Source organism: Desulfotomaculum sp. (assembly GCF_982386235.1).
The window spans coordinates 12,906-37,246 of the sequence record NZ_CEVWQM010000023.1 but is presented as its reverse complement, the minus strand read 5'-3'; the positions used below and the strand labels follow the sequence as shown (position 1 = coordinate 37,246).

The window sequence follows — 24,341 nt, the reverse complement described above, 5'->3', positions numbered from 1 at the left end:
GATTAACTCCTTTGTAAGGATGACTCGATGATCTCTTTGAGCCTACCGGCTGTGAGTCCCTGGAACTCCGGTAGTATTTCTTCCGCTTGATAATTTTTAAGGAGAATGAGTGTATTTTCAAAGTATTTTTTTGATTCTTTGTCTTTACCTATTTGCTTATAAAGATTTGCCATTGAAAAATGAGCCGATAAAAAATCGGGGTTAAGGTAAATGGCTTTCATCAGAGACTGAATGGCTACGGCCACTTTACCCTGCTCCTGGAGTATCGTTGCCAACAGAAAATGAAAATCCGCCCCAAATTTATGCTGGCTAATTGCCCTGTTGCACCAATCCTCCGCCTTTATCAGCTCGCCAAGGTTTGCATAGGCTTTGGCCAGCAGGGCCATTGCTTTGGCTGAGTCAGTATCATTTACCCTGGCCAAGCTTTCTTGCAATCGATCAATAACTTCATCATATTGTCCCATGACAAATAATTTCTGGGCTTCTTGGTAAATGTCATCGTTTTCTCGTGCTGCCTTAGGCGAAAATTCTACTGCTTCAACCGGGCCCTGAGGCTCAAAATTATTTACTGGCTCTTGGTACTTTCGATCAAAATTAGGTACATCATTAGGGGGTAGACTTGTACATATTAGAAAAGGTTCCCCTTCATCCAAGGTGAACTGATTTAGCGAAGCCTTTTTATAAAGGACCAATCCCGGAAAATGAAGGGGTGTAAATTGTTCTTCCGAAACCTGGGGTATTTCGCTGGGGGCAACAATCAATAAACCGTCCGGTGCTAGGCAATGATAAAATTTTTGGATTACCGTTTTCCTTAAATCAGGCACCAAATACATCAAGACATTACGGCATATAATCATATCTGCCAGGGGGTATTGCTCCCTAACTAGATTAAGATAGGAAAAACTTACTTTATCCTTAATCCTTGGGCATACCTCGTAGTGTCCTTTTGCTGCGGCAATAAAATATCTATTCTTTACCCATGCCGGTGTGTCCCGGAAGGACCAGTTCGTATATACCCCTGCCATTGCTTTTTTTAACGAAGCGAGATTGATATCCGTTGCGGTGATAGAAATAAATAATTCTTTAGGCCTGCCAAACATTTTATCCAATAAAATAGCAATGGAATAGGGTTCCTCACCGGTACTGCAACCGGCACTCCAAATCCTTAGGGGTTGTTCCCTTCCCTTGATTAATTTTGGCAATATCAACTGCTCCAAATTCTGAAACAACATTTTATCCCTAAAAAAATACGTTTCTCCGATGGTCAGGTATTGTACCAAGATATCCATTCTTTCCTTAATTATGGGGTGGGCTATTAAATCCTTGATGCAGTCTTCTGCACTGCTGTAGCCAAACTTAGGATATACTGTCAGGAGCACCCTTTCCAGTTGATTCAATCTATTTCTGGCAAAATGTAGCCCTGTATAATCTGCCACGACTTCACTGAATCTTACCAAAAGTGTTTCGGAAATATTTGGTTTCATTCATTTATACTCCCATTGACATATTCGTCAAGTAATTTTTCTTCCGTGGCGGAAAGTAATTCTTCTGGGTCTATGATTAAAATCATACCATCGGCAAGTTTAAGCACCCCGTTTATTAACGCCACTCGATCAAGAAACTTATCTGCATCTACAACCCCATGCCAGTCTTTCTCAACGACCTCGGCAACTTCATTGGCAATCAGGGCCACCTGGCGTTTTTCAGTTTGTATAATAATAAACCGATCATTTATATCGATTTCACGCTGGGTTAATTTAAACAGGCTATAACTATTAACCACAGGTGTAATCCAGCCCTGTATGTTGATGAGGCCCATCATATGATGGCCCTTGGGGATGGGGGTAACCTCAACGGCCCTGATCACCCGCTCAACATGGGCAAGCTTAATGGCAAACCGCTGCCCCTGGATCATAAATATAAGATATTTCATAATTGTCCTCTCCGACATTATTTATCAGCAAATCAATAGATAGCTTTAATTTCAACAAATAAAGGGTTCTTCCTGCAAACTATGGTTAAACTTAAAAACCTTTTCCTAAGAAAATAGGCTAGCAACATAGAGAACTTTATGCTTGACAAATAGCCAATCCTATAATACTATGAATTCAATTTAATAAATAAACCAATGAATAAGAAGAGTAAGAAAGTTTTAGCCTTGACAGAGAGTCGCAGCGGGTGGGATTGCGATATGGTGGACTTTACTGAATGGACTTATGAGGGCAGGCCGAAATGTTTTTTAGAGTAGGCCTTGACGAGAGCTCAGCTCGTTACAAAGTGAGAATGTATGTCAGTACATTATAAAGTGGGTCTTTGGACCAATTTGGGTGGTACCGCAGGATTTAACTCTTGTCCCTAAGCAGGGATAAGAGTTTTTTTATTTTTATATGTTAATTTGAGGAGGATAAGGAAATGAAAAAATCAATTAAGAGATTTTTAGTCGGGTTATGCTGTGCCACATTGTTTACAGGGGTTTTAGCAGGTTGTTCTTCATCAACGAAAGAACCAGCCACTACCCCTGGCGGATCAGAAAAAATGTATCAAATAGGTATTACCCAAATTGCCGACCACCCATCCCTGGATAATTGCCGTACAGGCTTTATCGAGGGTCTTCAGGCCGAGGGTTTTATTGAAGGAAAAAATGTAACCTTTGATTACAAGAGTGCCAAGGGTGAAATAGCTACGGCAAACACCATTGCCACCAGCTTTGTTGGCAACAATTATGACTTGATTTGCGCCATTGCCACTCCTTCTGCCCAAACAGCCTATACTGCCGCCACCGAGAAAAAAATACCCGTTGTTTTCACCGCTGTTTCCGATCCCGTGGCTGCTAAGCTGGTCAACTCCCTGGAAAAACCAGGCAAAGGCTCAACTGGCACCAGTGATGTTATTCCCGTGGAACAACAACTGGAAATGATCCGAGCTTTCATGCCAGAAGCGCAAAAAATAGGTATTTTGTATAACACCAGTGAACCCAATTCCGCCACCCAAATTGCCATGTACGAAGCTGCGGCGGCAAAATATAATTTTGAGATTGTTAAAGTTGGTGTGGCAGCACAGGCTGACATTCCCATGGCCACCGATAACATTTTGTCCAAGGTAGACTGCCTAACCAACCTGACGGATAACCTGGTTGTCTCTAACCTGCAAACGGTGTTAGGCAAAGCCAATGCCAAGCAAATTCCTGTATTTGGCTCTGAAGAAGAACAGGTCAAAAATGGCTGCTTAGCCTCCCAGGGTATCGATTATGTCGAGCTTGGCAAACAAACCGGCAAAATGGCTGCCAGGGTTTTAAAGGGCGAGGACATTAACAATATAGCAGTAGAAACGATTAAGGAAAGTAAATTAGTTGTTAACGAGAAAGCCTTACAGACCTTGGGCCTTACATTACCAGAAAAACTTAAAGCTACCGCACAAATTATCAAATAACAGGCGGAACCTAGCGGAGGCATAAACATGTTTGAAATTATCATCGGGGTTTTTGAACAGGGCTTAATCTACGGCATTATGGCCCTTGGTGTCTATATCAGCTATAAGATATTGAATTTCCCAGACCTGACGGTTGACGGCAGTTTCCCCCTTGGGGCTGCCGTTACCGCCGTTTTACTTACCGCAGGGGTCAACCCCTGGCTGGCACTGGTCTTTTCTTTTCTAGCAGGCATTTTGGCTGGCCTAATGACCGGCATCATCCATGTGAAATTTAAGGTTACAGACCTTTTATCCGGTATTCTTTTAATGACCGCACTTTATTCCGTAAACTACCGCATAGCCGGTAAAAAGGCCAATATACCCATTTTTGATAGTAATACCATCTTTAATAGCGGCATGGCAAAGCTTTTTCCCCCCGTACTATCTGGTTTTATCGTCCTTATTATTGTATTTATGGTTGCCCTTTTAATGAAGTTTATCTTGGATTGGTATCTTAACACAAAATCCGGCTTCTTACTGAGGGCCACTGGTGACAATAAACAATTTGTCACCTCCCTGGCTAAGGATTATGGCACGGTGAAAATTATTGGTCTGGCCATTTCCAATGCCTTTGTGGCCCTGGCCGGCTCAGTTGTCTGCCAGCAGCAAAAACTATTTGATATCTCCATGGGTACCGGAACAATCGTCATGGGACTGGCAGCGGTTATTATCGGCTTAAATGTATTTAAACCGATGAAATTTCTCAAAGCAACAACCATGGTCATCGGTGGCTCAATTATTTACAAAGCCTGTATTGCCATGGCCTTTGAGGTGGGCTTCGACAATGCCGACATTCGTCTTATTACAGCGGTATTATTCCTACTTGCACTGATTGCTAATGGAAAAGTACTTAAAACTCGGGAGGAATGAAATTGCTCACCCTTAATCAGATACACAAGACCTATAACCAAGGCTCCATCAACGAAACCACGCTTTTTACAGGCTTTAATCTTACAGTGGCCGAGGGTCAGTTTATCTCCATCGTGGGTAGTAATGGTTCCGGTAAATCCAGCATGCTAAACATTATCTGCGGCAGTATTGCTATAGACAGCGGCAACATCCTGCTGCGCAACAAGGATATTACTAATATCAAGGAACATCAGCGGTCCGAATTTATTGGTCGGGTTTTTCAAGACCCAGCCAAGGGCACCTGCCCCAGTATGACCATCCTGGAAAATATGTCCCTGGCTGACAACAAAGGAAAAGTCTTTGGACTATTGGCGGGGGTCAACAAAAAAAAGACAGACTATTATAAATCCCAGTTAGAGCAATTAAAGCTTGGTCTGGAGGATAAAATCAACGTTCCAGTGGGCGCCCTTTCCGGCGGCCAACGTCAAGCTCTGGCACTTTTAACCTCCACCATGACACCCATCGATTTACTGATCCTAGATGAACATACCGCTGCCCTGGATCCCAAAACCTCGGAAAACATCATGGAACTGACCGACCACATTGTCAAGTCCAAAGGGATTACCACCCTTATGGTCACCCATAACCTCCGATTCGCCGTAAATTACGGTGATAGAATCCTCATGATGCACGAAGGCAATGCCGTCATCGACGCAGCCGCCGGGGAAAAGCAAAAAATAGGTATCAGCAAGCTGCTGGAAGTATTTAACGAAATCAGCATCGAATGCGGTAACTAACGACTTTACGGTGCTGATTGTTGAAAAATATTTGTTGAATAAATCCAATGGTTGGGGAGGAAAGCTTATGCACGAGGATAAACTAAAAAAATTTTTCCTAAGGGATCGATTCGCCTCCTATAACGGTATCACCCTGGAAAAAGTGGCATCTGGCCATGCTGTAACCAAAATGGAAGTAACTGAAAACCACCTCAATGGGGTTGATATTATTCAAGGTGGGGCTATCTTTACCCTGGCCGACCTAGCCTTTGCAGCCGCAGCTAATGCCTCCGGTCAAGTTACCGTCGGCATTAATGCCAGTATCTCCTATTTTAAAGCTTCCAGTGGCAAAATGCTAATCGCTGAAGCCAAAGAGGTTTCAGCCTCCGCCAAAATCGCCAATTATAATGTCGATGTCGTTAATGAAACAGAAGAACTCGTTGCCAGAGTAAACTTTACCGGATACAGAAAAGGGACTCGAATTGAATTTAAGTAAGCTCTCCCGTGGGGCTGTTGCAAACGAACGGAATCGTTCTTTTTGCAACAGCCCCTTAAAATTTACAGCCCGACTCTAACTTTAGAAAAAGCCCACCCTAATTGAATTCCTATGCCTTTTCCAAACAGTCCTTTAGCTTCAGACTGGGGTTCTGGTTCACCTCGACTAAGCCATCATTTGCCACATTGCTATAGCAAAAATGACTGCCCCATTTATAGTTTAGATCTTTGTAGGAAATATGATTGCCGTATAGAATAATTTAGGGCAACAACCTTAGAAGGTTACCATTATATTCGAATAGGGGGAGTATTGTGGAAAAGTATTTTATAAACAAACAAGATGCTGTTTTATTGGTCATTGATATTCAGGATAAACTCATGCCGGTTATGAAGTATGGGGAACAGGTTATAAATAACACCAATACCCTAATTGCCATTGCTAAAGATTTGGCTATTCCCATTATGGTTGCAGAGATGTACCCCAAAGGTCTAGGACATACCGTGCCAGCAGTTAAAGGCTTAGAAGATGTTCCTATCTTTGAAAAGATAACCTTTTCCGCCTATACCCATGACCTACGTGCTGCCCTGAAGCAATTAGGGAGAAAAAGCATCCTTGTAACCGGCATGGAAACCCATGTTTGTGTTTATCAAACCGTGAGGGATCTACTCTTTGCCCGTTACAATGTATTCTTGGTGGCTGATGGAGTTTGTTCCCGCACCAAGGAAAATTATCGAAGCGGTTTATCCCTTATGTCTACCATGGGTGCCGTGATTACCAATACCGAAACCGTCTTTTTTGACTTGATGAAAGAGGCCGGAACACCTCAATTTAGAAAACTGTCCAAGCTGATAAAATAGCGGACGGGTCATCCCCTTGTGGGGCCAGGCCAATTAAGGGTAAAGGTTTCAGTTAAAAGAAATTTGTGCTACGGGAGTCATTCAGCCATGGTGCCAGTCATCATTGTGGTTAACAGAACTAAACGGTAAGCCCTGATCAGATGACCAGGGCTTACCATATTTGTTATTCAAATATAACAAGCTTTTTCCGTGCTATGGCTATTCCAGTCTGGGTTCAAGTTTATGATTGACTTGCTCAAATTCTACCGGTTTTTTTTGATTCATTCTCCTAAATTCAAAAAACAATAGTAAAGCTGTTAAGGTTACAGCAAAAGCATCGGCAATGGGTGATGTTCTCCAAACTCCCTTAAGTCCCCAAAAATTAGGCAGGATAATTAAGAGTGGGATGAAAAAGAGCACTTGTCTGGATAAACTCAGGATCGTTGATTGAATCGGTTTACCCACAGCCTGAAAATAATTTGATCCAATGATTTGAAAGCCAACGATTGGCAGAAGTGCCATAAATATTACCAGACCGTCAACGGTTAACTGCGTCAGGGCAGTATCCCCTTTACTAAAAAGTGCTACTATAGGGGTTGCATAGGTTTGAATTAAAATAAATCCAAAGATGGCCAGACCCGTACCGGCAATGATGCCTTTTTTTAAGGTTTCTTGCACTCGGTCAAACTGCCTGGCTCCATAATTAAAACCAATCAAAGGCTGGGCTCCTTGACTGATGCCAACAATGGGCATGATAAGCAGCATGGCTAAACTCATGATAATACCCACTGCGGAAAGCCCTAAATCTCCACCATAGGCCATGATCGTTTTGTTTAAAATCGTTTGCTGAATACTATTGGCAATCTGCATGGCAAAAGGAGCAAAGCCTATTGAGCAAATCTTTAACACAATGGGCCATTGGGGCTTTAGGCTGTTAAGGCTGATTTTAATCCTACTATTGCCCTTAAAGAAGTAATGGAGCACCCAAATTGCTGTGACCGTTTGTGCTATGACCGTTCCCCAGGCTGCCCCTTTGATACCCCACCCTAACGGGAAAATAAAAATGTAGTTTAAAACAACGTTGATCACCGCAGCAACTATTTGCGTTAACATGGCAAAACGAGGATTTCCTTCGGCCCGGATAAAGTTACTCATTCCATAGGAAATCGCACCTGGTACGATTCCCAGCATGATAATATGGATATAGTCACGGGCATAGGGCAGCACTTCTTGGCTGGAACCAAACAACATAAGAATTGGGTTGGAAAAAAGGAAATAGATACACGAAAGAATCAATGGCAGTAAAATTAGCAATAGGGTAGCATTGCCAGCAATCTTTTCTGCCTCTCGCATTTTATGTTGCCCTAGACGAATTGAAATTAAAGCGGTTGCACCAACACCAATAAGCATAGCAACAGCAATATTAATCGTCATAATCGGAAAGGCAACCGTGGTAGCAGCAATTGCCACAGAACCAATACCTCGTCCGACAAATATACGGGCAATGATATTGTAGAGGGCACTCACTAGCACACCAATGATGGCTGGCAGTGAAAATTCCCAGAGCAGCTTGCCAATATCGCCATTTCTGATGTCCAAGTTCTTGGCCATATTCATTTATCCCTCACTTCTTTGAATGTATGCTTAGAAACTAGGCTCGTTTGCATTAATTGACGCAAACTCAGCGGGCTTGCTCATCAAGGTTTCGGGCAATTTTCTGGTAAATACGAATAAGATGATTAATATCCTCTTCCGATAACCCTTCAAAGAACTTACTCGTTACAAGCTTTTGTTTTTCAGTCATTGATTCTACATAGCTTTTCCCCTTGTCTGTAATTTCCAGGTAAACGACACGGCGGTCACCCTTTGCCCCTTTGCGTTCAGCATAACCCTCGGAGACAAGTTTATCTGAGACACCTGTAATCGCACCAGGAGTCATTTGAAGCAGTTCAGCCAATTCTGTCGCCTTTCGTGGACCAGAATGGTTAAGAGCCTTAAGCATAAAATATTGAGAAGGGTTCAGACCATGCTCCAATTGTTTAGTCCACTCTTTTTTCATTTTTTTAAGTACATTGGAAAACAAATCAAGCAACTCTCTATTATCAAACATTTTCTTCTCCTTTATAACTAAATATTTTAGTAATAAACTATTTAGCGATTAACTATTCAATTATAGTTTCTCAAACAACACGTGTCAACCACAAAAAAATGCCAGGTGTTGATTCGTTCAACACCCGGCACAGGTTGACTTTAAATACTATCGCCTTTCGTAAAAGAAAAGCCACCCGAAGGTGACTTTGTGCTTATATGTATGGTGGAGGCGGGGGGAGTTGAACCCGCCGTCCGAAAGAGCAACCACAATAGGCTCTACGAGCGTAGACTATGTTTTAAATTTCGCTTCCTTGGCGGCCATAGACAGCCTCCGCGGTTGCTAGTCCGGTAGTCTTAGCTATAACCCTCCGAACATCAGGCTATAGAGCGTCCCGTTTAAATGACCCCCTATCCTGCACAACGGGCGCAGCAGGTAGAAGGTTAGACAGCAATTAAGCTGCTAAAGCGTATTCTTCGTTAGCAATTATTAGTGTTCACCGTTTAACGGGTAGGTGAGATCCCGGCTCGCTCCTCCTGCCATCGCATCCCCCGTCGAAGCCATTTCGCCCCCTGAGTGTATGAGAATGCTTTTGCTAACGGAAAGCTTTTTAGTTTATTACATTTTCTGCCGTTCACGGATGGCACGATCCATATCTCTTTTGGCATCCCTAGCGGCAATATCATGTCGTTTGTCGTAGGTCTTTTTGCCTTGGGCCAGTGCTAGTTCTACTTTTACTTTCCCTCTGGGATTAAAGTACACCTTTAAGGGTATTAATGCAAGTCCTTTTTCTCTAACTTTACCATATAAACGTAAAGTCTCTTGCTTGTGCATCAAAAGTCTGCGCGTTCTTTTGGGCTCGTGATTAAATCGGTTGCCTTGTTCATAAGGGCTGATGTGTAAATTATAAAGCATCATTTCGCCATTTTCAACCCGAGCAAAGCTATCTTGGAGGTTGGCCTTGCCAGCCCGCAGTGATTTTACCTCCGTACCGGATAAAGAAATGCCAGCTTCATAGGTTTCTAAGATGTGATATTCATGCCTGGCACGGCGATTATCTGTAACTGTTTTAAAACTTTTTTCTGATGCTTTGGTAGCCATAAAATACACCTCTGACAGTTAAAGCCCAGGTACTCATTTGAGACTCGGGCTTTTGCAAACAATTTATAAGCAAGTATTTATATTATAGCAAACTAATCTTTTATGTCAAGACATAGATTTTTCTTCATTGTCCACATTGCCTTTTCCCGATTCAATTTGCAGACCTTTCTCTGTCTTGATAAATTTTGCTGTGGCTTTGGCTACCTGTGTGCCATCGGCCAATGTAATTTCCGCCTCCATGTTGGCCAATCTACCCCTATCAACCTGCTGTCTGGCAGTCACCACAAGGGGTTCACCGATGGGTACTGGTTTTAAATAACGGGTTGTCATTTCTACTGTCATGGCAGGGTTACCTCTGCTCCAAAGCCAGTGACCCATAACTTCATCCATAATGGTGGTCAGAAGTCCGCCGTGCATCATATTTAACCAGCCGGAATGCTCTAGTCTGGGAGTAAAGGTAGTATAGGTTATATCACCTTTATGTTTAATTGCTAATTTTAACCCAATGGGGTTGTTAGGCCCGCAACAAAAACACTTGTTAACCTCTTGCCATTGTTGACTACCATATAATTCCTTATAGTCCGTCAAAAATACCACCCCCATTTTGTTCTTACTGTAATATCTTACTAAATTTTTTTGTCGGTGACAAGTTTGGGTTGATCCCTGCCGCAGGCGGCAACAGCAGAAAATGAAAAGCTTTGAGCAGCAACGGCTCATGGCCATTTTTCGGGATAATTAATAAAAAGGAGAGTATCGCTTGTCAGCGACACTCTCCTTGCTTAAGTTAATCTTACAGTTTGGTAAGAAGGGGCCCAAGGATCAGGGAGATTGTACCTGCAACCTTGATCAGTGGGTTCATAGCAGGACCGGAGGTATCTTTGCAGGGGTCACCTACAGTGTCACCAACAACGGCTGCTTTGTGTGGATCGGACTTCTTGCCACCCAGGTTACCTTGCTCGATCCATTTCTTCGCATTATCCCAAGCACCACCGGCGTTGGACAGGAACAGAGCCATCAGAACACCTACAACAGTCAGGCCAGTTAAGAACCCTGCCAGAGCGGTAGCACCAAGTATGAAACCTACCAGGATTGGGGAAATAACGGCAACTAGACCAGGGGCAATCATTTTAGCGATTGCGGAACGGGTAGCAATGTCAACGCAACGGGCATAGTCAGCTTTTACACCAGGCTTGCCTTCCAGCAGACCAGGGATTTCACGGAACTGACGACGAACTTCTTCAACCATACCAAAGGCGGCTTCACCAACAGCACGCATGGTTTGTGCGCCTACTAAGAAGGGAATGGAGCCGCCGATAAATACACCAACCAAGACCATTGGATCAGTTAAGTTTACGATAAAGGCACCATCAGGATTCAACCTTGAGAGTTCATCTGCGAACCTGTGCTTAACGCCGTCTACATAGGCACTGAACAGAGCCAGAGCGGTCAGAGCAGCGGAACCAATGGCAAAGCCCTTGGCGATAGCGGCAGTGGTGTTACCAACTGCATCAAGTTTGTCAGTCTTAACACGAACTTCGGAAGGAAGTTCAGCCATTTCAGCAATACCACCGGCGTTATCAGCAACAGGACCAAAGGAGTCCATAGCAACAACCATACCAGCGGTGGATAGCATACCCATAGCAGCCATAGCAATACCATAGATAGCCCAAGCAGCAGCATGCTCAGGAGGAGCAGCATTACCAACAGACCAGAAAGAGAACCAGATCGCACCGGCAAATACCAGCATCGGCAATACAACGGATTCCATACCAACAGACAGACCATGGATTACGTTGGTAGCAGGACCAGACTTGGAAGCTTCTGCAATACGGTTAACTGCAGGCTTGCCAGCACCAGTGTACATTTCGGTTAACCAACCGATTGCTACGTTAACAAGCAAACCGGCTAATACAGCCATGAATACACCGAAACCAATACCTTGATCAGCGAAGACATTGACAGCCAGGAAATATACGCCAACAGCGGTTAATACGTTAGTTGTCCACAGGCCAACGTTTAAAGCGGACTGAGGGTTACCATCTTCGGTGGTACGTACAAAGAAGGTACCGATAATCGATGCAATAATACCAATTGCGCCAACCAACAATGGGAAGATAACACCTGTGAAACCAAACAGAGTATTACCAATCAGCATAGCAGCAATGGTAGTTGCAGCGTAAGATTCAAATAAGTCAGCACCCATACCAGCTGTGTCACCAACGTTGTCACCAACGTTATCAGCAATAACGGCGGGGTTACGTGGATCGTCTTCAGGAATACCAGCTTCAACTTTACCTACAAGGTCAGCACCTACGTCGGCAGCTTTGGTAAAGATACCGCCGCCAATACGGGCGAAGAATGCGATAGCAGAAGCACCAAATGCAAAGGAGTTAATGATTAGTGGGTTTTGGAAAATAATAAACAATCCGGAAACACCTAACAGGCCAAGACCAGCAACGGATAGACCCATAACTGCACCAGCCCGGAAGGAAACGTTAAGGGCTTTCGCCATACCATGGCTACGAGCAGCCTCAGTAGTACGGGCGTTAGCCTTTGTTGTTGAAGTCATGCCGATGTAACCGGCAACTGCTGATAAAACAGCACCAACTAAGAAAGAGATAGCGGAAGCTCCGCCAACCGGCAGGTGCTCCCCGCCTTCAACAAAAAATTGGGCCCCATAAAGAAGTACAAAAATAACTACTACAAAAGGAATCAGTGTCTTGTACTGACGGTTAAGGAAAGCCATCGCGCCTTCGTGAATGGCTTCGGAAATTTCACGCATTTTTGGTGTGCCCATATCTTCTTTTAGCACGCTAGATAAAGTAAATAATGCAAAAAGCAGAGCAATCGCGCCGGCACCCGCAGCGTAATAAGCGAGCATCATATTTTCCACTTGAAGTTACCCTCCTCGTCCCGATATTAATTACTTAGGACCTACTTCCATACCACTAAAACCATCGAAGTAATTGCAAAGGCAATAGCGATAAAGGCTGTGAGCCTGCCGAGTTTTTCATCTAAACCTTTCTTCTTTCCCCCAAACAGTTGCTCAGCCCCGCCGGCAATGGCACCGGACAAACCGGCACTCTTACCTGACTGCAGCAGAATCGATGCTATCAATGATACTGCGATTAGTACATGAATGGCAGTCACTAGACCTTTTAACAAAACTCCACCTCCTTTTCTTGGTATATGTAAAAAAAAGGTCTTGTATACTTTTGTATTATAGCACAACGTGAAATAAGTGACAATCTTTGTACATGTAAAAATAGGTAGCCAAGGCTCTTTCTTACACTCCCTGGCTCCTATTTTCGCAGGTTATGTGATTATTTTAACAAACCCCTAGTACTTTAAATTGTAAAAGACTTCTTTACCACGATAACGTGCTATAGGGCCAAGCTCCTCTTCTATACGTAGTAATTGATTATATTTGGCAACCCTGTCTGTTCTGGAAGGTGCGCCCGTCTTAATTTGTCCTGCATTGGTAGCTACAGACAAATCAGCGATGGTGGTATCATCGGTTTCACCGGAGCGGTGGGATACCACAGCGGTATAACCGGCACGCTTGGCCATTTCGATGGCATCCAGAGTTTCCGTAAGGGTACCAATTTGGTTTACTTTAATGAGAATCGAATTGGCTACGCCGCCTTTAATCCCTTTGGCTAAACGCTCGGTATTCGTTACAAAGAGGTCATCCCCCACCAGCTGAATTTTTTGGCCTAGGGTTTGGGTTAGTTTAGCCCAACCTTCCCAATCATCTTCGGATAACCCATCTTCAATGGTAATAATGGGGTATTTATCTACCAATTTCTGGTAGAAAGCAATCATTTCATCAGCTGTATAGGTTACCCCTTCACCCTCCAGCAGATATTTACCGTCCTTGTACATTTCTGTGGCTGCAACGTCCAATCCTAAGTATACATCCTGTCCTGGCTTATAGCCAGCCTTTTCTATGGCTTCGATAATAACAGCCAGGGCCTCTTCGTTGCTCTTTAGGTTGGGAGCAAAGCCGCCTTCATCACCCACAGCCGTGTTTAAACCCCGGGCCTTCAGCACAGACTTTAGGTTGTGGAAAATTTCAGCACCCATCCGAAGTCCCTCGGAAAAGCTTTCAGCACCCACTGGCAGAACCATAAACTCTTGAATATCTACGTTATTGTCAGCATGGGCACCGCCGTTAAGAATATTCATCATTGGTACTGGTAATTCCTTGGCATTTACACCACCGATGTACTGGTATAAGGGCAGGCCAAAGTAGTTGGCAGCGGCCTTGGCCACAGCCAAAGAAACACCCAGGATAGCATTGGCACCCAATTTTCCTTTGTTCGGCGTGCCATCCAAGTCGATCATGAGGCTGTCAATACCGATTTGGTCTGTAACATCCATACCAATCAGTTCCGGCCCAATAACTTCATTAACATTATCCACTGCTTGAATAACACCCTTGCCCAGATAACGCCCTTTATCACCATCCCGCAGTTCAACTGCTTCATAGGCACCCGTTGAAGCACCGGACGGTACAGCGGCCCTGCCCACCGTACCGTCTTCTAACCATACTTCTGCTTCCAAGGTGGGATTACCCCGGGAATCCAGAATCTCCCGGGCAAAAACATCACTGATTATTGTCAATGTACATACCTCCTATGGTTTTTTCATATTTTTCATTGCTTGGCAATAAAAATGAGGCACATGTAAAAAAGCTGACGGCTAATGGCTAGACCCCAACGCCTATCCCTTCAGCAAAAGGCTGCTGCCCGTCATTTCCTTCGGCTTAGGCAGGCCCAGGATATCCAGCATAGTGGGTGCTATGTCAGCCAGGCTGCCATCATCTCTTAGTTTAGCGGTCTGGTATTGTTTTCCCATTAGTATAAAGGGTACCGGGTTGGTGGTGTGGGCTGTGTAGGGACCGTCTTTTTCATCTTGCATTTTTTCGGCATTACCGTGGTCAGCGGTAATAATGACTATTCCGTCCTTCTCTAATAGGGCCGAAACCACCCGATCCAGGCATCTATCTACTGTTTCAATGGCGGTTATCGTTGCTGCTAGATCTCCGGTATGTCCCACCATGTCTGGGTTGGCATAGTTGGTAATGAAGACGTCAAAGATTCCTTTATTAATATTAGCGATAAAGGCCTCTGTCACCTCATTGGCGGACATCTCCGGTTTTAAGTCATAGGTGGCTACCTTGGGTGACGGAATCAGCACCCTCTCCTCATTGGGATTGGGTGATTCCACGCCACCATTAAAAAAGAAGGTAACATGGGCATATTTTTCAGTCTCGGCTAGCCTCAATTGCTTCTTACCCTGCATACTCAACCATTCCCCCAGGGTGTTTACCAGCTTATGAGGGGGAAAGGCCACTGCTGCTTCAATGGTTTTATCATAGACTGTCATGCAGACAAAATGTACCTTTGGCCGAGCAGGACCCCGGTCAAAGCCAGTGAATTCTTCATCCACAAAGGCCCGGGTAATTTGTCTGGCCCTGTCTGGCCGGAAATTTATGAAGACCAGTGCATCCCCATCGGCAACCTTAACCAAGGGCTGTTTACTGTCATCCGTAACCAGGGTAGGCTTAACAAACTCATCCGTTTCCCCCCGCTCATAGGCCACATCGATGGCTTCCAGGGGGGAGTTGGCATGTAGCCCTTCGGCATAAACCATGGCCCTATAGGCTAATTCTGTACGCTCCCAGCGGCGATCCCGATCCATGGCATAATACCTGCCACTGACTGTAGCCACCTGCCCTACCTGTTCTTCTTCCATTTTTTTAAGCAGTGCCCTCATATAAAGCTTGGCACTGGAAGGAGATACATCCCGGCCATCCAAAAAGGCATGAAAATACACCTTTGTTAGGCCCTGCTGGGCTGCCAGTTTAAGTGCCGCAAATATATGTTTAATGTGGCTATGTACACCACCGTCTGAAAGCAAACCCATAATATGTAGGGCCGTATCCCTTTCCTTGACACACTTTATAGCCCTCAAGAGTTCTGGGTTTTGAAAAAAATCCCCTTCTTGAATGGCCTTGGTGATACGGGTTAATTCCTGGTAAACCACCCGTCCGGCACCAATATTTAGGTGTCCCACTTCTGAGTTGCCCATTTGGCCTGCGGGCAGACCCACTGCCTCCCCGGAGCAGACTAGGGTTGTATGGAGATAATTCGCTAAATAATTCTTCATATTTGGTGTCTGGGCCTGGGCTATGGCATTACCATGCTCCTCTTTATTTAACCCCCAACCGTCCAGTATAATCAAGGCCAGGGGCTGACTATTTTGACTCAAAATTTGGAACCTCCTCTTTGCGAGGGTAGAAATTACCTGCAATTTTCGATAATTCCTGCAAAATCCTCCACCTTCAGGCTTGCACCGCCCACCAATCCTCCGTCAATATCTGGTTGGGACATCAGCCCCCGGGCATTACCCGGCTTCACACTGCCGCCATATTGAATTCGAACTGCTTCTGCCGCAGCACTGCCGAACCGCTGGGCAATCACTTGACGAATGCTTTGATTGACCTGCTGGGCATCCTCATCAGAAGCCGTCCTGCCGGTACCAATGGCCCAGATTGGTTCGTAGGCAATGACGAGACCTGCCACTTGCTCAGGGGTCAGATCCTTTAAAGCCCCCTCCGTCTGCAGGGTTACAATTTCCTCAGTGGTACCTGCTTCCCGCTGCTCCAGGGTTTCACCCACACAAACAATGGGTACCAAACCAAAGGCCAAAGCGGCCTTTACCTTTAGGTTGACTCCCTGATCCGTTTCCCCAAAGAACTGCCGTCTTTCGGAGTGGCCTAAAATTACATATTTAACCCCCAGTTCCTTTAACATGGCCGGGGATATCTCACCGGTATAGGCCCCCTGGGTCTCCCAGTGCATATTTTGGGCCCCCAGGGCAATATTGCTTCCCTTTAGGGCTTCTGCCACCGCTGCCAGCGCTGTAAAGGTCGGACAAACCACAACTTCAACCTCGGTGCCACGATTCTTTTGTTTTAGTTCCTCCACAAAGCTTACCGCTTCGGCCACAGTTTTATGCATTTTCCAATTTCCAGCGATAATAATTTGCCTCAAAATAACACCCCCTTGAAATACGAGAAGTGAGAAGTTAGCAGTGGGTTTCAAACCCTTACTTCTCTTCTCACTTCTTACCTAAAAACCTTCTATTTATATAAAAATATTTTGCATGATATTTTATTTGTCCTGCAGTGCAGCTACCCCTGGCAGTACTTTTCCTTCGAGGAATTCCAGAGATGCCCCTCCGCCAGTGGAAATATGGCTGATCTTATCAGCAACCCCCATTTTATTTATAGCCGCCACAGAATCTCCGCCGCCTACAATGGTGGTGCCCTGGGACTCACCTAAAGCTTTGGCCACAGCTTCGGTCCCCTTAGCGAAGGCCTCCATTTCAAAGACACCCATAGGGCCATTCCAAATCACAGTGGCTGCATTGCGGGCTGCAACAGCATAGCGTTCTGCGGTTGCTGGACCAATGTCCAGAATCATCCAATCCGCCGGAACTTCGTTCACTGGTACAACCTTTTGCTGGGTGGTTGGTTCCATCGCCAGTGCCGCCACTGCATCGCCGGGCAACAAGAATTCTACCTTTTGAGTTTTGGCCCGTTCCAGCAATTTTTTGGCCAGCTCAATTTTATCTGGTTCCACCAGAGATTTACCAATGTCATAGCCCTGGGCCTTTAAGAAGGTATTCGCCATGCCACCACCGACAATCAACGTATCAACCTTATCTAGCAAAGTATCAATTACACCAATCTTATCCGAAACCTTGGCGCCACCAATGATGGCCACAAAGGGACGCTCGGGGTTAGAAACTGCCTTACCCAGGTTAGCAAGTTCCTTTTCCATCAAAAATCCCGCCACCGCAGGTAGATATTCAGCAATTCCAGTAGTGGAAGCATGGGCCCGGTGGGCCGCCCCAAAGGCATCGTTGACAAAAAGCTCCGCCAATTCAGCCATCTGCCTGGCATGCTTCTCATCATTTTTTGTTTCTTCACCGTGGAAGCGAACATTTTCCAGCAGCAGCACATCGCCTTCGTTCATCTTGGCAATGGCCTGCTGGGGTTCTGTTCCTACGGAATCATTTACCTTGATTACTTCTTTACCCAGCAGTTCGGACAGTCGTTTGGCTACCGGAGTCAAACGATATTTTTCCACCACTTCCCCCTTGGGACGACCCAGGTGGGAAGCTAGGATGACCTTGGCTCCCTGTTCCATTAAATATTGAATGGTCGGTAAAGCCCTTTGGATACGGGTATCATCGGTAATATTCCCTCCAGCCAAAGGTACGTTAAAATCCACCCGGACAAAGACTCTTTTACCTTTGACATCAACATCCTTGACAGACTTCTTTAGCATGTTTACAGCCCCTTTTCAGCTACCATCAGTGCTAAGTCAAGCACCCGGTTGGAATAACCCCATTCGTTATCATACCAGGCAATTACCTTAGCTAAGTTACCATCAATAACCATGGTAGACAGACCGTCTACAATAGAGGAATTGGGATTGCCATTAAAGTCTTTGGATACCAGCGGCAGTTGATTAAACTCCAGAATACCCTTCATCTTTCCTTCGGCTGCTGCCTTTAGGGTGGCATTAATTTCTTCAGCAGAGGTTGCTTTTTCTAATTCAACCACCAGATCCACAACGGATACGTTGGGGGTGGGAACCCGCATGGCAAAGCCATTTAGTTTGCCCTTCAACTCAGGCAGTACCAAAGCAACTGCCTTGGCTGCACCCGTGGTGGTGGGAATGATGGACATGCCCGCAGCCCTAGCTCTACGCAGGTCCTTGTGCGGTAGATCAAGAATTTGCTGGTCATTTGTATATGAGTGAACAGTGGTCATTAAACCTTTGATAATTCCGAAGTTGTCATTGATAACTTTAGCCACCGGGGCTAAGCAGTTGGTGGTACAGGAAGCATTGGAAATAATGTGGTGCTTAGCAGGATCATATTGATCATCGTTAACACCCATGACAAAGGTGCCATCTACTTCTTTGCCAGGAGCAGAAATAATGATTTTCTTGGCTCCTGCCTCCAGGTGTTTAGCAGCATCGGGACCTTTGGTAAAGCGACCAGTGGACTCAATCACAATATCTACGCCTAGTTCTTTCCAGGGCAGTTTGGCTGGGTCCCCTTCGGCTATTACTTTAATCTCCTTACCATTAATAATGATACTGTCTTCCGTGGCGGATACATCTGCATTCAAAATACCATGCACCGAGTCATACTTTAAGAGGTGTGCTAAAGTCTGGGCATAGGTTAGATCGTTGATTGCTTTAAAATCTAGACGACGGGATTTATGGTTAACTAATGCTACTTCAAACTCGTTACGCTCGATGGCGCAACGCAGCACATTTCTTCCGATACGTCCAAAACCATTAATACCCACTTTAATAGGTGCCATTTGCAAAACCACTCCTTAAAAATTTATTATGTCACAATACATTGTGCTCCTATTAAATTGTATGTCTCATTCAGGAAATGTTTTCAACATTAATCGTAAATTCCCTGCATAAATGATAAATTTTAATATCTTTTTCTTCTGGTTGTGGCAGGAATGCCCAATTCATCACGGTATTTGGTTACCGTTCGCCGAGATATCTTGATCCCCCGCTGTCCAAACATTTCGGCAATCTTTTGATCACTTAAGGGAGCAGAGGTATCTTCCTCTTGAATAATCTCCTGTAAAATCTTTTTTAGGCTTTCTGAGGATACCTGAGAGCCACTGGTATCACTGAGACCAGTGGAAAAGAAATACTTCATTTCAAAGACTCCCTGAGGAGTCTGAATGTACTTATTCGAAGTGGCACGACTGACCGTGGATTCATGGACACCTACTATATCTGCTACTTTTTTTAAATTCAAAGGCTTAAGGCCCTTTACTCCATGTTCTAAAAATTCCCGCTGCAAATCTACTAAACAATTGGCAACCTTATATAGGGTTAAGCGCCGCTGTTCAATACTGCGGATTAACCAAGCCGCTGCATTTAATTTTTCCTCAACAAACTGTTTCGTATTCTGATCTGCGGAACTATTTTTAGATAATACCGTACGATAGGTATTGTTAATGGAAAGTCTTGGAATAGCTACATCATTAACTAAAATAATGTATTGCCCCTCCACCCTCTCCACCACCACATCGGGAGTAATATAACGCAATTCGTCGTGTTGGGTTAAATTTCTACCCGGCTTTGGTTCCAGCTTTTTTAATATATCCGCTGCCTCCTGCACCTCCAGGGGAGAAACATTTAATTTGACAGCAATTTTAGCCAGCCGACCACTGGCCAGGTCTGGTAAATACTCATCGATCAGTACTTTTACAAGTTGATTATCAATCTTCAAAAAATCCAATTGAATCCTCAGGCATTCCTGTAAATTTCTTGCCCCCACTCCTGGTGGGTCAAAACCTTGCAGCACCTTTAAGGCTTCTTCTAACCTTGGTGTTCCTACACCCAGTTGTTCATTCGCATCCTCCAGATCAATACCCAAGTAGCCCCTGGAATCGATGTTGCCAATTAAGTATTGCACAATCTGCTTAAGCTCTTTACTTGCCCGGCTAAGGCTAAGTTGGAAGGTCAAATGCTCTATTAGCGTAGGGGCTTGACTAACAAATTGCTCGTAGCCAGGTTGTTCTGAAATTTCCCTTTGACCCCGTATGGGAGAAAGACCCAGGTCACTGCGATCCTGAAAATATTCTTCCCAGTCCAGATCCAATTCCTTCTTGGGATTGTTGCTATCTATGTCTACATCCTCCTGGGGAGCAGCTATTTCTTCGCCGCGCTCCTGGTCATGATCTTTTACTTCCAGCATGGGATTCTCTAATACCTGTTGCTCAACATATTCCACCAATTCAAGGGAGGACAATTGTAATACCGTGATGGCCTGACGAAGTTCCGGTGTCATAATAAGTTTTTGGGTCTGCTCCAAATTAAGTCCAAAATCGATTCGCAAGATCCATCACTCTCCTTTAGTAATTGCTGTTAGCGTTTATCCATTAACCCCACTATCCTGTCCTGATTCGAGTAATTTCTCAATATTAAAGTGTGCACCGTCATCCGCATAAAGTGTTTTGACCCCGCTCTTTTTCTCCACATAGTAGGCCATGGCGGGGCGTAGATCTTCCGGACGCAGGCAACAATGGTTGAAATGTGTCATAATACAAAGTTTGACATTACTGTTCCTAAGCAGATGGGCTAGCCCCAATGTGGTTATATGCCGATGGGCATACACATTATGACTGGTGACATTGGCAATAAGGACGTCAACCTGGCTAAAAGCTTGCTTAATGTCCTCACGGTAATCCACAATATCCACTAAATCTGTAATAGGTCCCCGATAGGATAAATCCTTGACTCCTTTGGGTGTGGTATAACCCTTGATGTAATTTGTGTCGCTGGTGTAGCCAAGGGTAAGATTCCCTGTCCTTAAAATAAATCCATAATTTTCTTCAGCATGATGGGCTGGTACCGGATTCAGGGTGACATCCCCAATGGCAACAGGCTGCAAAGGTACAAGTTTTTTTACTGCGGGGCCTCCCTTATACCCTGAAAGACTATCCTTGCCCTGATGATAGATGCTGATCAGTCGCTCTCGTTCCAAAACTTGGCCTGGTGCCAATACCAAACCCCTGCGGCAAAACATGCCCCAACACATGGCCTCTATCACGGCCTCTGCACCGGCATAGTGATCCAAATGACCATGGGAAATATATACTCCGTCCAAGGTACCTAAGTCAAAGTCAGCCTCCCGGGCCCGTACCACCGCCCCTGGCCCTGGATCCACATAAAGCCTTACCCCACCCACCGTGAGGATAAAGCCGGCAGTCCGGGGAACCTGGCTAAAAACCGCCTCGGGATTACCGCCAGTACCTAAAAAAAGCACACTGGTACCTGGAGCTGCGGCTCCAGGCTCCTCCCGATGTCGATAATTGCAAAAGGATTCATAAGCAGCGACCCCTGTTTTTTTCCTCAATTCCTGATCAATTTTGTTTAGGTCCATGTTCTTCCTTCCTAGAACGAAGCCTTTCCGCCATACGTTCTATTTTACGCATGCGATGGTTGACACCAGACTTACCCACCGGGGGATCCCATAGCTCTCCCAGTTCTTTCAGGCTGGCATCCGGATGCTCCAAACGGTATTCTGCCGCTTCCCGCAGGGCCTTTGGCAATTTGTCCAGTCCGATGGTTTCTGTTAGATACTTAATATTTTCTAGCTGCCTTACCGCAGCATTGACAGTTTTATTCAAGTTGGCCGTTTCACAATTGACCAGCCGGTTTACCTGGTTACGCATATCCTTATAAATGCGGGCATTCTCAAAATCCAGCAGGGCCGAGTGGGCCCCCATCAAATTCAAACAGTCAATAATTTGTTCACTGCCCTTCAGATAAACCACATGCCAGTTTTTTCTCGGGCTAACCTTAGCGGGCAGGTTAAAGTACTGCATCAGTTCTGTTAGATCCTGTGCATGCCTTAAATTATCTGTAATAATTTCTAAATGATAGGTCCCCTCAGGGTTATTAACAGAGCCACCACCCAAAAAGGCACCCCTTAGATAGGCCTTGCGGCAGCAATCCCGGGAGATTAAGTCCTTGACGATACCCTCTTCCATGAAACTAAAGCCTCCGGCCTCAAAGCCCAGGGCCTTAAAAATCCCATCGATGCCTGGTTGGGGAGGAATACGAACTAAATAAACATTATTTTTCCGCAACCTTACTTTGCGCCGCACCATGATCTCCGTGGCCAGTCCAAATTGATTTTTTAATAGTGTAAATATTTTTCTGGCTACGGCAGCATTTTCCGTGACTATATTTAAAGAAAATCTCCTCATACCGTTAATCTGCACACTGCCATCCATTTTAATCAGGGCAGCCAGTTCCGCCAAACGGCAGCATTGTTTATTTCCAACTACACGAGCTAATTCGTTTTTCGTTACTGCCGAGAAGGACATATCAAACCCTCCACTCCAATGGATATTATACCACAGTTAAAATAGTACAGAATGGTCTGTTGCAAATTTTATACCAAAAATTCTGTAATTGACCGATATGTCTGGTTTGTTTTTTGTTACTAAATAGACAAAGGGCTTTCCTTGGCAATGATTTCCACTTATAATATTCTGGGGAGTGATTTTCTTGCGTAGAAGTTTTGAGCAAATACAAAAAATTATTATCGTATCAGCACTTACCTTAGGCCTTCTGATATCGGCGGGTGGGGTTAGCTACAAATACCTATTTGCGAAGGAGCATAAGGGAGCGACTGCACAGAATGCCTCTGATTTTGCATCAACCTCACTATCTGACAATCTTTACACGAAACTACAGTTAAGTCAGCCCATAAACATTGCGGTTTTAGGATCTAGCGGGGCCACCTCCAAGGAACAGCAAGAAAAGTTGCTGAATAAGCTAGCCACAGAATTTAGCTGTAAAGTATCCCTCTTTTCTCTGGCAAGTATAGATGGCTCCAGTTGGAGTACCTTAATGGCCTTAAATACTTTTATATCCACCAAGCCGGAGATGCCCGACCTGATTATATTATATCCAAGTGCGTCGGATCAGTCTGACATAAGCATGGAGCAATCCCTCGTTATCTATGAAGCTGTTCTACAAACAGCCAGCAAGGCCTTTCCCCAGGCTGAAGTTATATGTATGCAAAGTGACAACCTACCAGAGTCTATGCAAAACTTGACCGAGCATTATAACCTGCCCCTAGTGAAGGGTGATCATGGATTGGCTTTAATCGATCTATTAAAAGAGAGGTCGGCCAAGGAAATTACAAAGAACAACATTGACGATGTAAAACCAATTTCAGATTTTGATCGATATCTGTCCTGGCAGCGAATCGATAAGGCTTCCCTTATCCAGCAAATGGACAAGCCCAATGTTAAAGGGAACGTACCAGTATTGGTTGGGTCACAAAATGGGGCCTTTGTGGAAAGTAATTTTACAGGCAGTGCCGTAGGAGTACGGGTGAAGTGTGTGCCAGATGGCGGCATGGCTAACGTATATGTGGATAATAACAGGTATGGTCTCATCGATACCTATGCCCCGGAGCCTATCATGCGGTATTTCCTGGTGGCAGATGATCTGGCACCGGGCGAGCATCGGATCAGGCTCATCGTGTTGGGCCAGGGACACTACCCATCCAGTGGAACGAGGATTATTTGGCATGGTTTTGATGCAACTGGGGAGAGCCTAGGTAATAATAGGCCGGCTCCACAATAAAATTAGATTATGAAAACAAGGGGAGTTTCGCTTACCACTTAGACAAGTAGTGCGACACTCCCCCTTATTTTAGAAGATATTCTTGCATTTTTGGGCAATCATGATTTGTGCCTCAAGGTTTTTAATCACGGTATCCAATTCCTTATTGTCTAAACTTTGCAAATTACGAGACCCTAAAGCAGCCCTTACAAAGTGTTCAGCCTCGGAGGGCTGATAACCCTCGTCTACTAATTTCTGTTGTAACTTTTCAAGCTTATGCAGTCTGGTCCCTTGATCATTTTTATCAGAAACAAAAACGCCTCTCAGGGCTTTCAAATAAAATGACAAAACATACCCTCCTTGAGCCCCGACTATATTAACATTGTTATCGGCAGCTCGGCTGCCCTAGCTACAGCTTTAGGCCCGTGGCTTTGCGTCCTGCCCTTTCGGGAAGTTTGCCTTTGTCGGAACATATATGATCCTTTTTATAATTATCATTCAACAGATTTTTATATATCC

Annotated in this window: 23 protein-coding genes, 1 other RNA gene, 1 riboswitch and 1 other annotated feature; of the genes, 6 read left to right on the top strand and 18 right to left on the bottom strand. The window is 44.8% G+C overall.

Going from position 1 to position 24,341, the window contains the following annotated elements; translation table 11 throughout:
- Positions 1-2: 2 nt before the first annotated feature.
- Both AC1U9Z_RS13480 and AC1U9Z_RS13475 read right to left on the bottom strand, forming a co-directional pair.
- Positions 3-1,484 carry a CheR family methyltransferase gene (locus AC1U9Z_RS13480; RefSeq protein ID WP_479957816.1) on the bottom strand — a complete coding sequence of 494 codons (1,482 nt, stop codon included), beginning with the start codon at positions 1,482-1,484 and terminating at the stop codon, positions 3-5.
- Positions 1,481-1,933 carry a chemotaxis protein CheW gene (locus AC1U9Z_RS13475; protein WP_479957814.1) on the bottom strand — a complete coding sequence of 151 codons (453 nt, stop codon included), beginning with the start codon at positions 1,931-1,933 and terminating at the stop codon, positions 1,481-1,483. Before AC1U9Z_RS13475 ends, AC1U9Z_RS13480 begins: the two co-directional genes overlap by 4 nt.
- A 186-nt stretch (positions 1,934-2,119) precedes the next feature.
- Positions 2,120-2,360, top strand: a binding site (T-box leader).
- Between the two features lie 52 nt (positions 2,361-2,412).
- Here AC1U9Z_RS13475 and AC1U9Z_RS13470 point away from each other — a divergent pair.
- The 5 genes from AC1U9Z_RS13470 (at position 2,413) to AC1U9Z_RS13450 (ending at position 6,446) form a co-directional block, all read left to right on the top strand.
- Positions 2,413-3,429: an ABC transporter substrate-binding protein gene (locus AC1U9Z_RS13470; RefSeq protein ID WP_479957812.1), complete on the top strand. Its 1,017-nt coding sequence runs from the start codon at positions 2,413-2,415 to the stop codon at positions 3,427-3,429.
- A 27-nt stretch (positions 3,430-3,456) separates the two neighbouring features.
- Complete coding sequence (locus AC1U9Z_RS13465; RefSeq protein WP_479957810.1) at positions 3,457-4,338, top strand: ABC transporter permease; 882 nt, start codon at positions 3,457-3,459, stop codon at positions 4,336-4,338.
- Between the two features lie 2 nt (positions 4,339-4,340).
- On the top strand, positions 4,341-5,114 hold the full coding sequence (locus AC1U9Z_RS13460) for an ABC transporter ATP-binding protein (RefSeq protein WP_479957860.1): 774 nt from the start codon (positions 4,341-4,343) through the stop codon (positions 5,112-5,114).
- A gap of 67 nt (positions 5,115-5,181) precedes the next feature.
- Entirely contained in the window at positions 5,182-5,589 is a 408-nt protein-coding gene (locus tag AC1U9Z_RS13455) for a PaaI family thioesterase (protein ID WP_479957808.1), read from the top strand.
- 311 nt (positions 5,590-5,900) lie between these two features.
- Positions 5,901-6,446, top strand: coding sequence for an isochorismatase family protein (locus tag AC1U9Z_RS13450; protein WP_479957806.1), 546 nt, complete (start codon positions 5,901-5,903; stop codon positions 6,444-6,446).
- Between the two features lie 198 nt (positions 6,447-6,644).
- Here the strand turns inward: AC1U9Z_RS13450 and AC1U9Z_RS13445 are convergent, their stop codons facing one another.
- The 15 genes from AC1U9Z_RS13445 to whiA form a co-directional block, all read right to left on the bottom strand.
- Positions 6,645-8,036, bottom strand: coding sequence for an MATE family efflux transporter (locus tag AC1U9Z_RS13445; RefSeq protein ID WP_479957803.1), 1,392 nt, complete (start codon positions 8,034-8,036; stop codon positions 6,645-6,647).
- A gap of 70 nt (positions 8,037-8,106) precedes the next feature.
- Entirely contained in the window at positions 8,107-8,535 is a 429-nt protein-coding gene (locus AC1U9Z_RS13440) for a MarR family winged helix-turn-helix transcriptional regulator (RefSeq protein WP_479957801.1), read from the bottom strand.
- Between the two features lie 202 nt (positions 8,536-8,737).
- Positions 8,738-9,087, bottom strand: a transfer-messenger RNA (tmRNA) gene (ssrA, locus tag AC1U9Z_RS13435).
- Between the two features lie 45 nt (positions 9,088-9,132).
- Positions 9,133-9,615: an SsrA-binding protein SmpB gene (gene smpB, locus AC1U9Z_RS13430; RefSeq protein WP_333531757.1), complete on the bottom strand. Its 483-nt coding sequence runs from the start codon at positions 9,613-9,615 to the stop codon at positions 9,133-9,135.
- 105 nt (positions 9,616-9,720) lie between these two features.
- Positions 9,721-10,203: a PaaI family thioesterase gene (locus AC1U9Z_RS13425; RefSeq protein WP_479957799.1), complete on the bottom strand. Its 483-nt coding sequence runs from the start codon at positions 10,201-10,203 to the stop codon at positions 9,721-9,723.
- 202 nt (positions 10,204-10,405) lie between these two features.
- Positions 10,406-12,499 (bottom strand): sodium-translocating pyrophosphatase, encoded by a 2,094-nt coding sequence (locus AC1U9Z_RS13420; protein ID WP_479957858.1) that lies wholly within the window; start codon positions 12,497-12,499, stop codon positions 10,406-10,408.
- 50 nt (positions 12,500-12,549) lie between these two features.
- A complete protein-coding gene (gene secG / locus AC1U9Z_RS13415; RefSeq protein ID WP_333531759.1) occupies positions 12,550-12,780 on the bottom strand; it encodes a preprotein translocase subunit SecG in 231 nt (76 codons plus the stop codon).
- A gap of 174 nt (positions 12,781-12,954) precedes the next feature.
- A complete protein-coding gene (gene eno / locus AC1U9Z_RS13410) occupies positions 12,955-14,241 on the bottom strand; it encodes a phosphopyruvate hydratase (RefSeq protein ID WP_479957796.1) in 1,287 nt (428 codons plus the stop codon).
- Positions 14,242-14,340: 99 nt separating this feature from the next.
- Positions 14,341-15,891: a 2,3-bisphosphoglycerate-independent phosphoglycerate mutase gene (gene gpmI / locus AC1U9Z_RS13405; RefSeq protein ID WP_479957794.1), complete on the bottom strand. Its 1,551-nt coding sequence runs from the start codon at positions 15,889-15,891 to the stop codon at positions 14,341-14,343.
- 32 nt (positions 15,892-15,923) lie between these two features.
- Positions 15,924-16,676: a triose-phosphate isomerase gene (gene tpiA, locus AC1U9Z_RS13400; protein WP_479957792.1), complete on the bottom strand. Its 753-nt coding sequence runs from the start codon at positions 16,674-16,676 to the stop codon at positions 15,924-15,926.
- 120 nt (positions 16,677-16,796) lie between these two features.
- Positions 16,797-17,978 carry a phosphoglycerate kinase gene (locus AC1U9Z_RS13395; protein WP_333531763.1) on the bottom strand — a complete coding sequence of 394 codons (1,182 nt, stop codon included), beginning with the start codon at positions 17,976-17,978 and terminating at the stop codon, positions 16,797-16,799.
- A gap of 2 nt (positions 17,979-17,980) precedes the next feature.
- Positions 17,981-19,027: a type I glyceraldehyde-3-phosphate dehydrogenase gene (gap, locus tag AC1U9Z_RS13390; protein ID WP_333531764.1), complete on the bottom strand. Its 1,047-nt coding sequence runs from the start codon at positions 19,025-19,027 to the stop codon at positions 17,981-17,983.
- Positions 19,028-19,149: 122 nt separating this feature from the next.
- Positions 19,150-20,574 (bottom strand): RNA polymerase factor sigma-54, encoded by a 1,425-nt coding sequence (gene rpoN / locus AC1U9Z_RS13385; protein ID WP_333531765.1) that lies wholly within the window; start codon positions 20,572-20,574, stop codon positions 19,150-19,152.
- A 36-nt stretch (positions 20,575-20,610) separates the two neighbouring features.
- A complete protein-coding gene (locus AC1U9Z_RS13380) occupies positions 20,611-21,621 on the bottom strand; it encodes an MBL fold metallo-hydrolase (RefSeq protein WP_333531766.1) in 1,011 nt (336 codons plus the stop codon).
- On the bottom strand, positions 21,602-22,570 hold the full coding sequence (gene whiA, locus AC1U9Z_RS13375) for a DNA-binding protein WhiA (RefSeq protein ID WP_479957788.1): 969 nt from the start codon (positions 22,568-22,570) through the stop codon (positions 21,602-21,604). Before whiA ends, AC1U9Z_RS13380 begins: the two co-directional genes overlap by 20 nt.
- 184 nt (positions 22,571-22,754) lie before the next feature.
- Between whiA and AC1U9Z_RS13370 the strand changes: the two genes are divergently transcribed.
- The gene (locus AC1U9Z_RS13370; RefSeq protein WP_479957786.1) at positions 22,755-23,843 is read left to right on the top strand and encodes a hypothetical protein; all 1,089 of its coding nucleotides are present in this window, start codon (positions 22,755-22,757) and stop codon (positions 23,841-23,843) included.
- Positions 23,844-23,912: 69 nt separating this feature from the next.
- Here the strand turns inward: AC1U9Z_RS13370 and AC1U9Z_RS13365 are convergent, their stop codons facing one another.
- Positions 23,913-24,170, bottom strand: a complete 258-nt coding sequence (locus tag AC1U9Z_RS13365) for a hypothetical protein (RefSeq protein ID WP_479957784.1) — start codon at positions 24,168-24,170, stop codon at positions 23,913-23,915.
- A gap of 39 nt (positions 24,171-24,209) precedes the next feature.
- A riboswitch (cyclic di-GMP riboswitch) is annotated at positions 24,210-24,292 on the bottom strand.
- Positions 24,293-24,341: the final 49 nt, after the last annotated feature.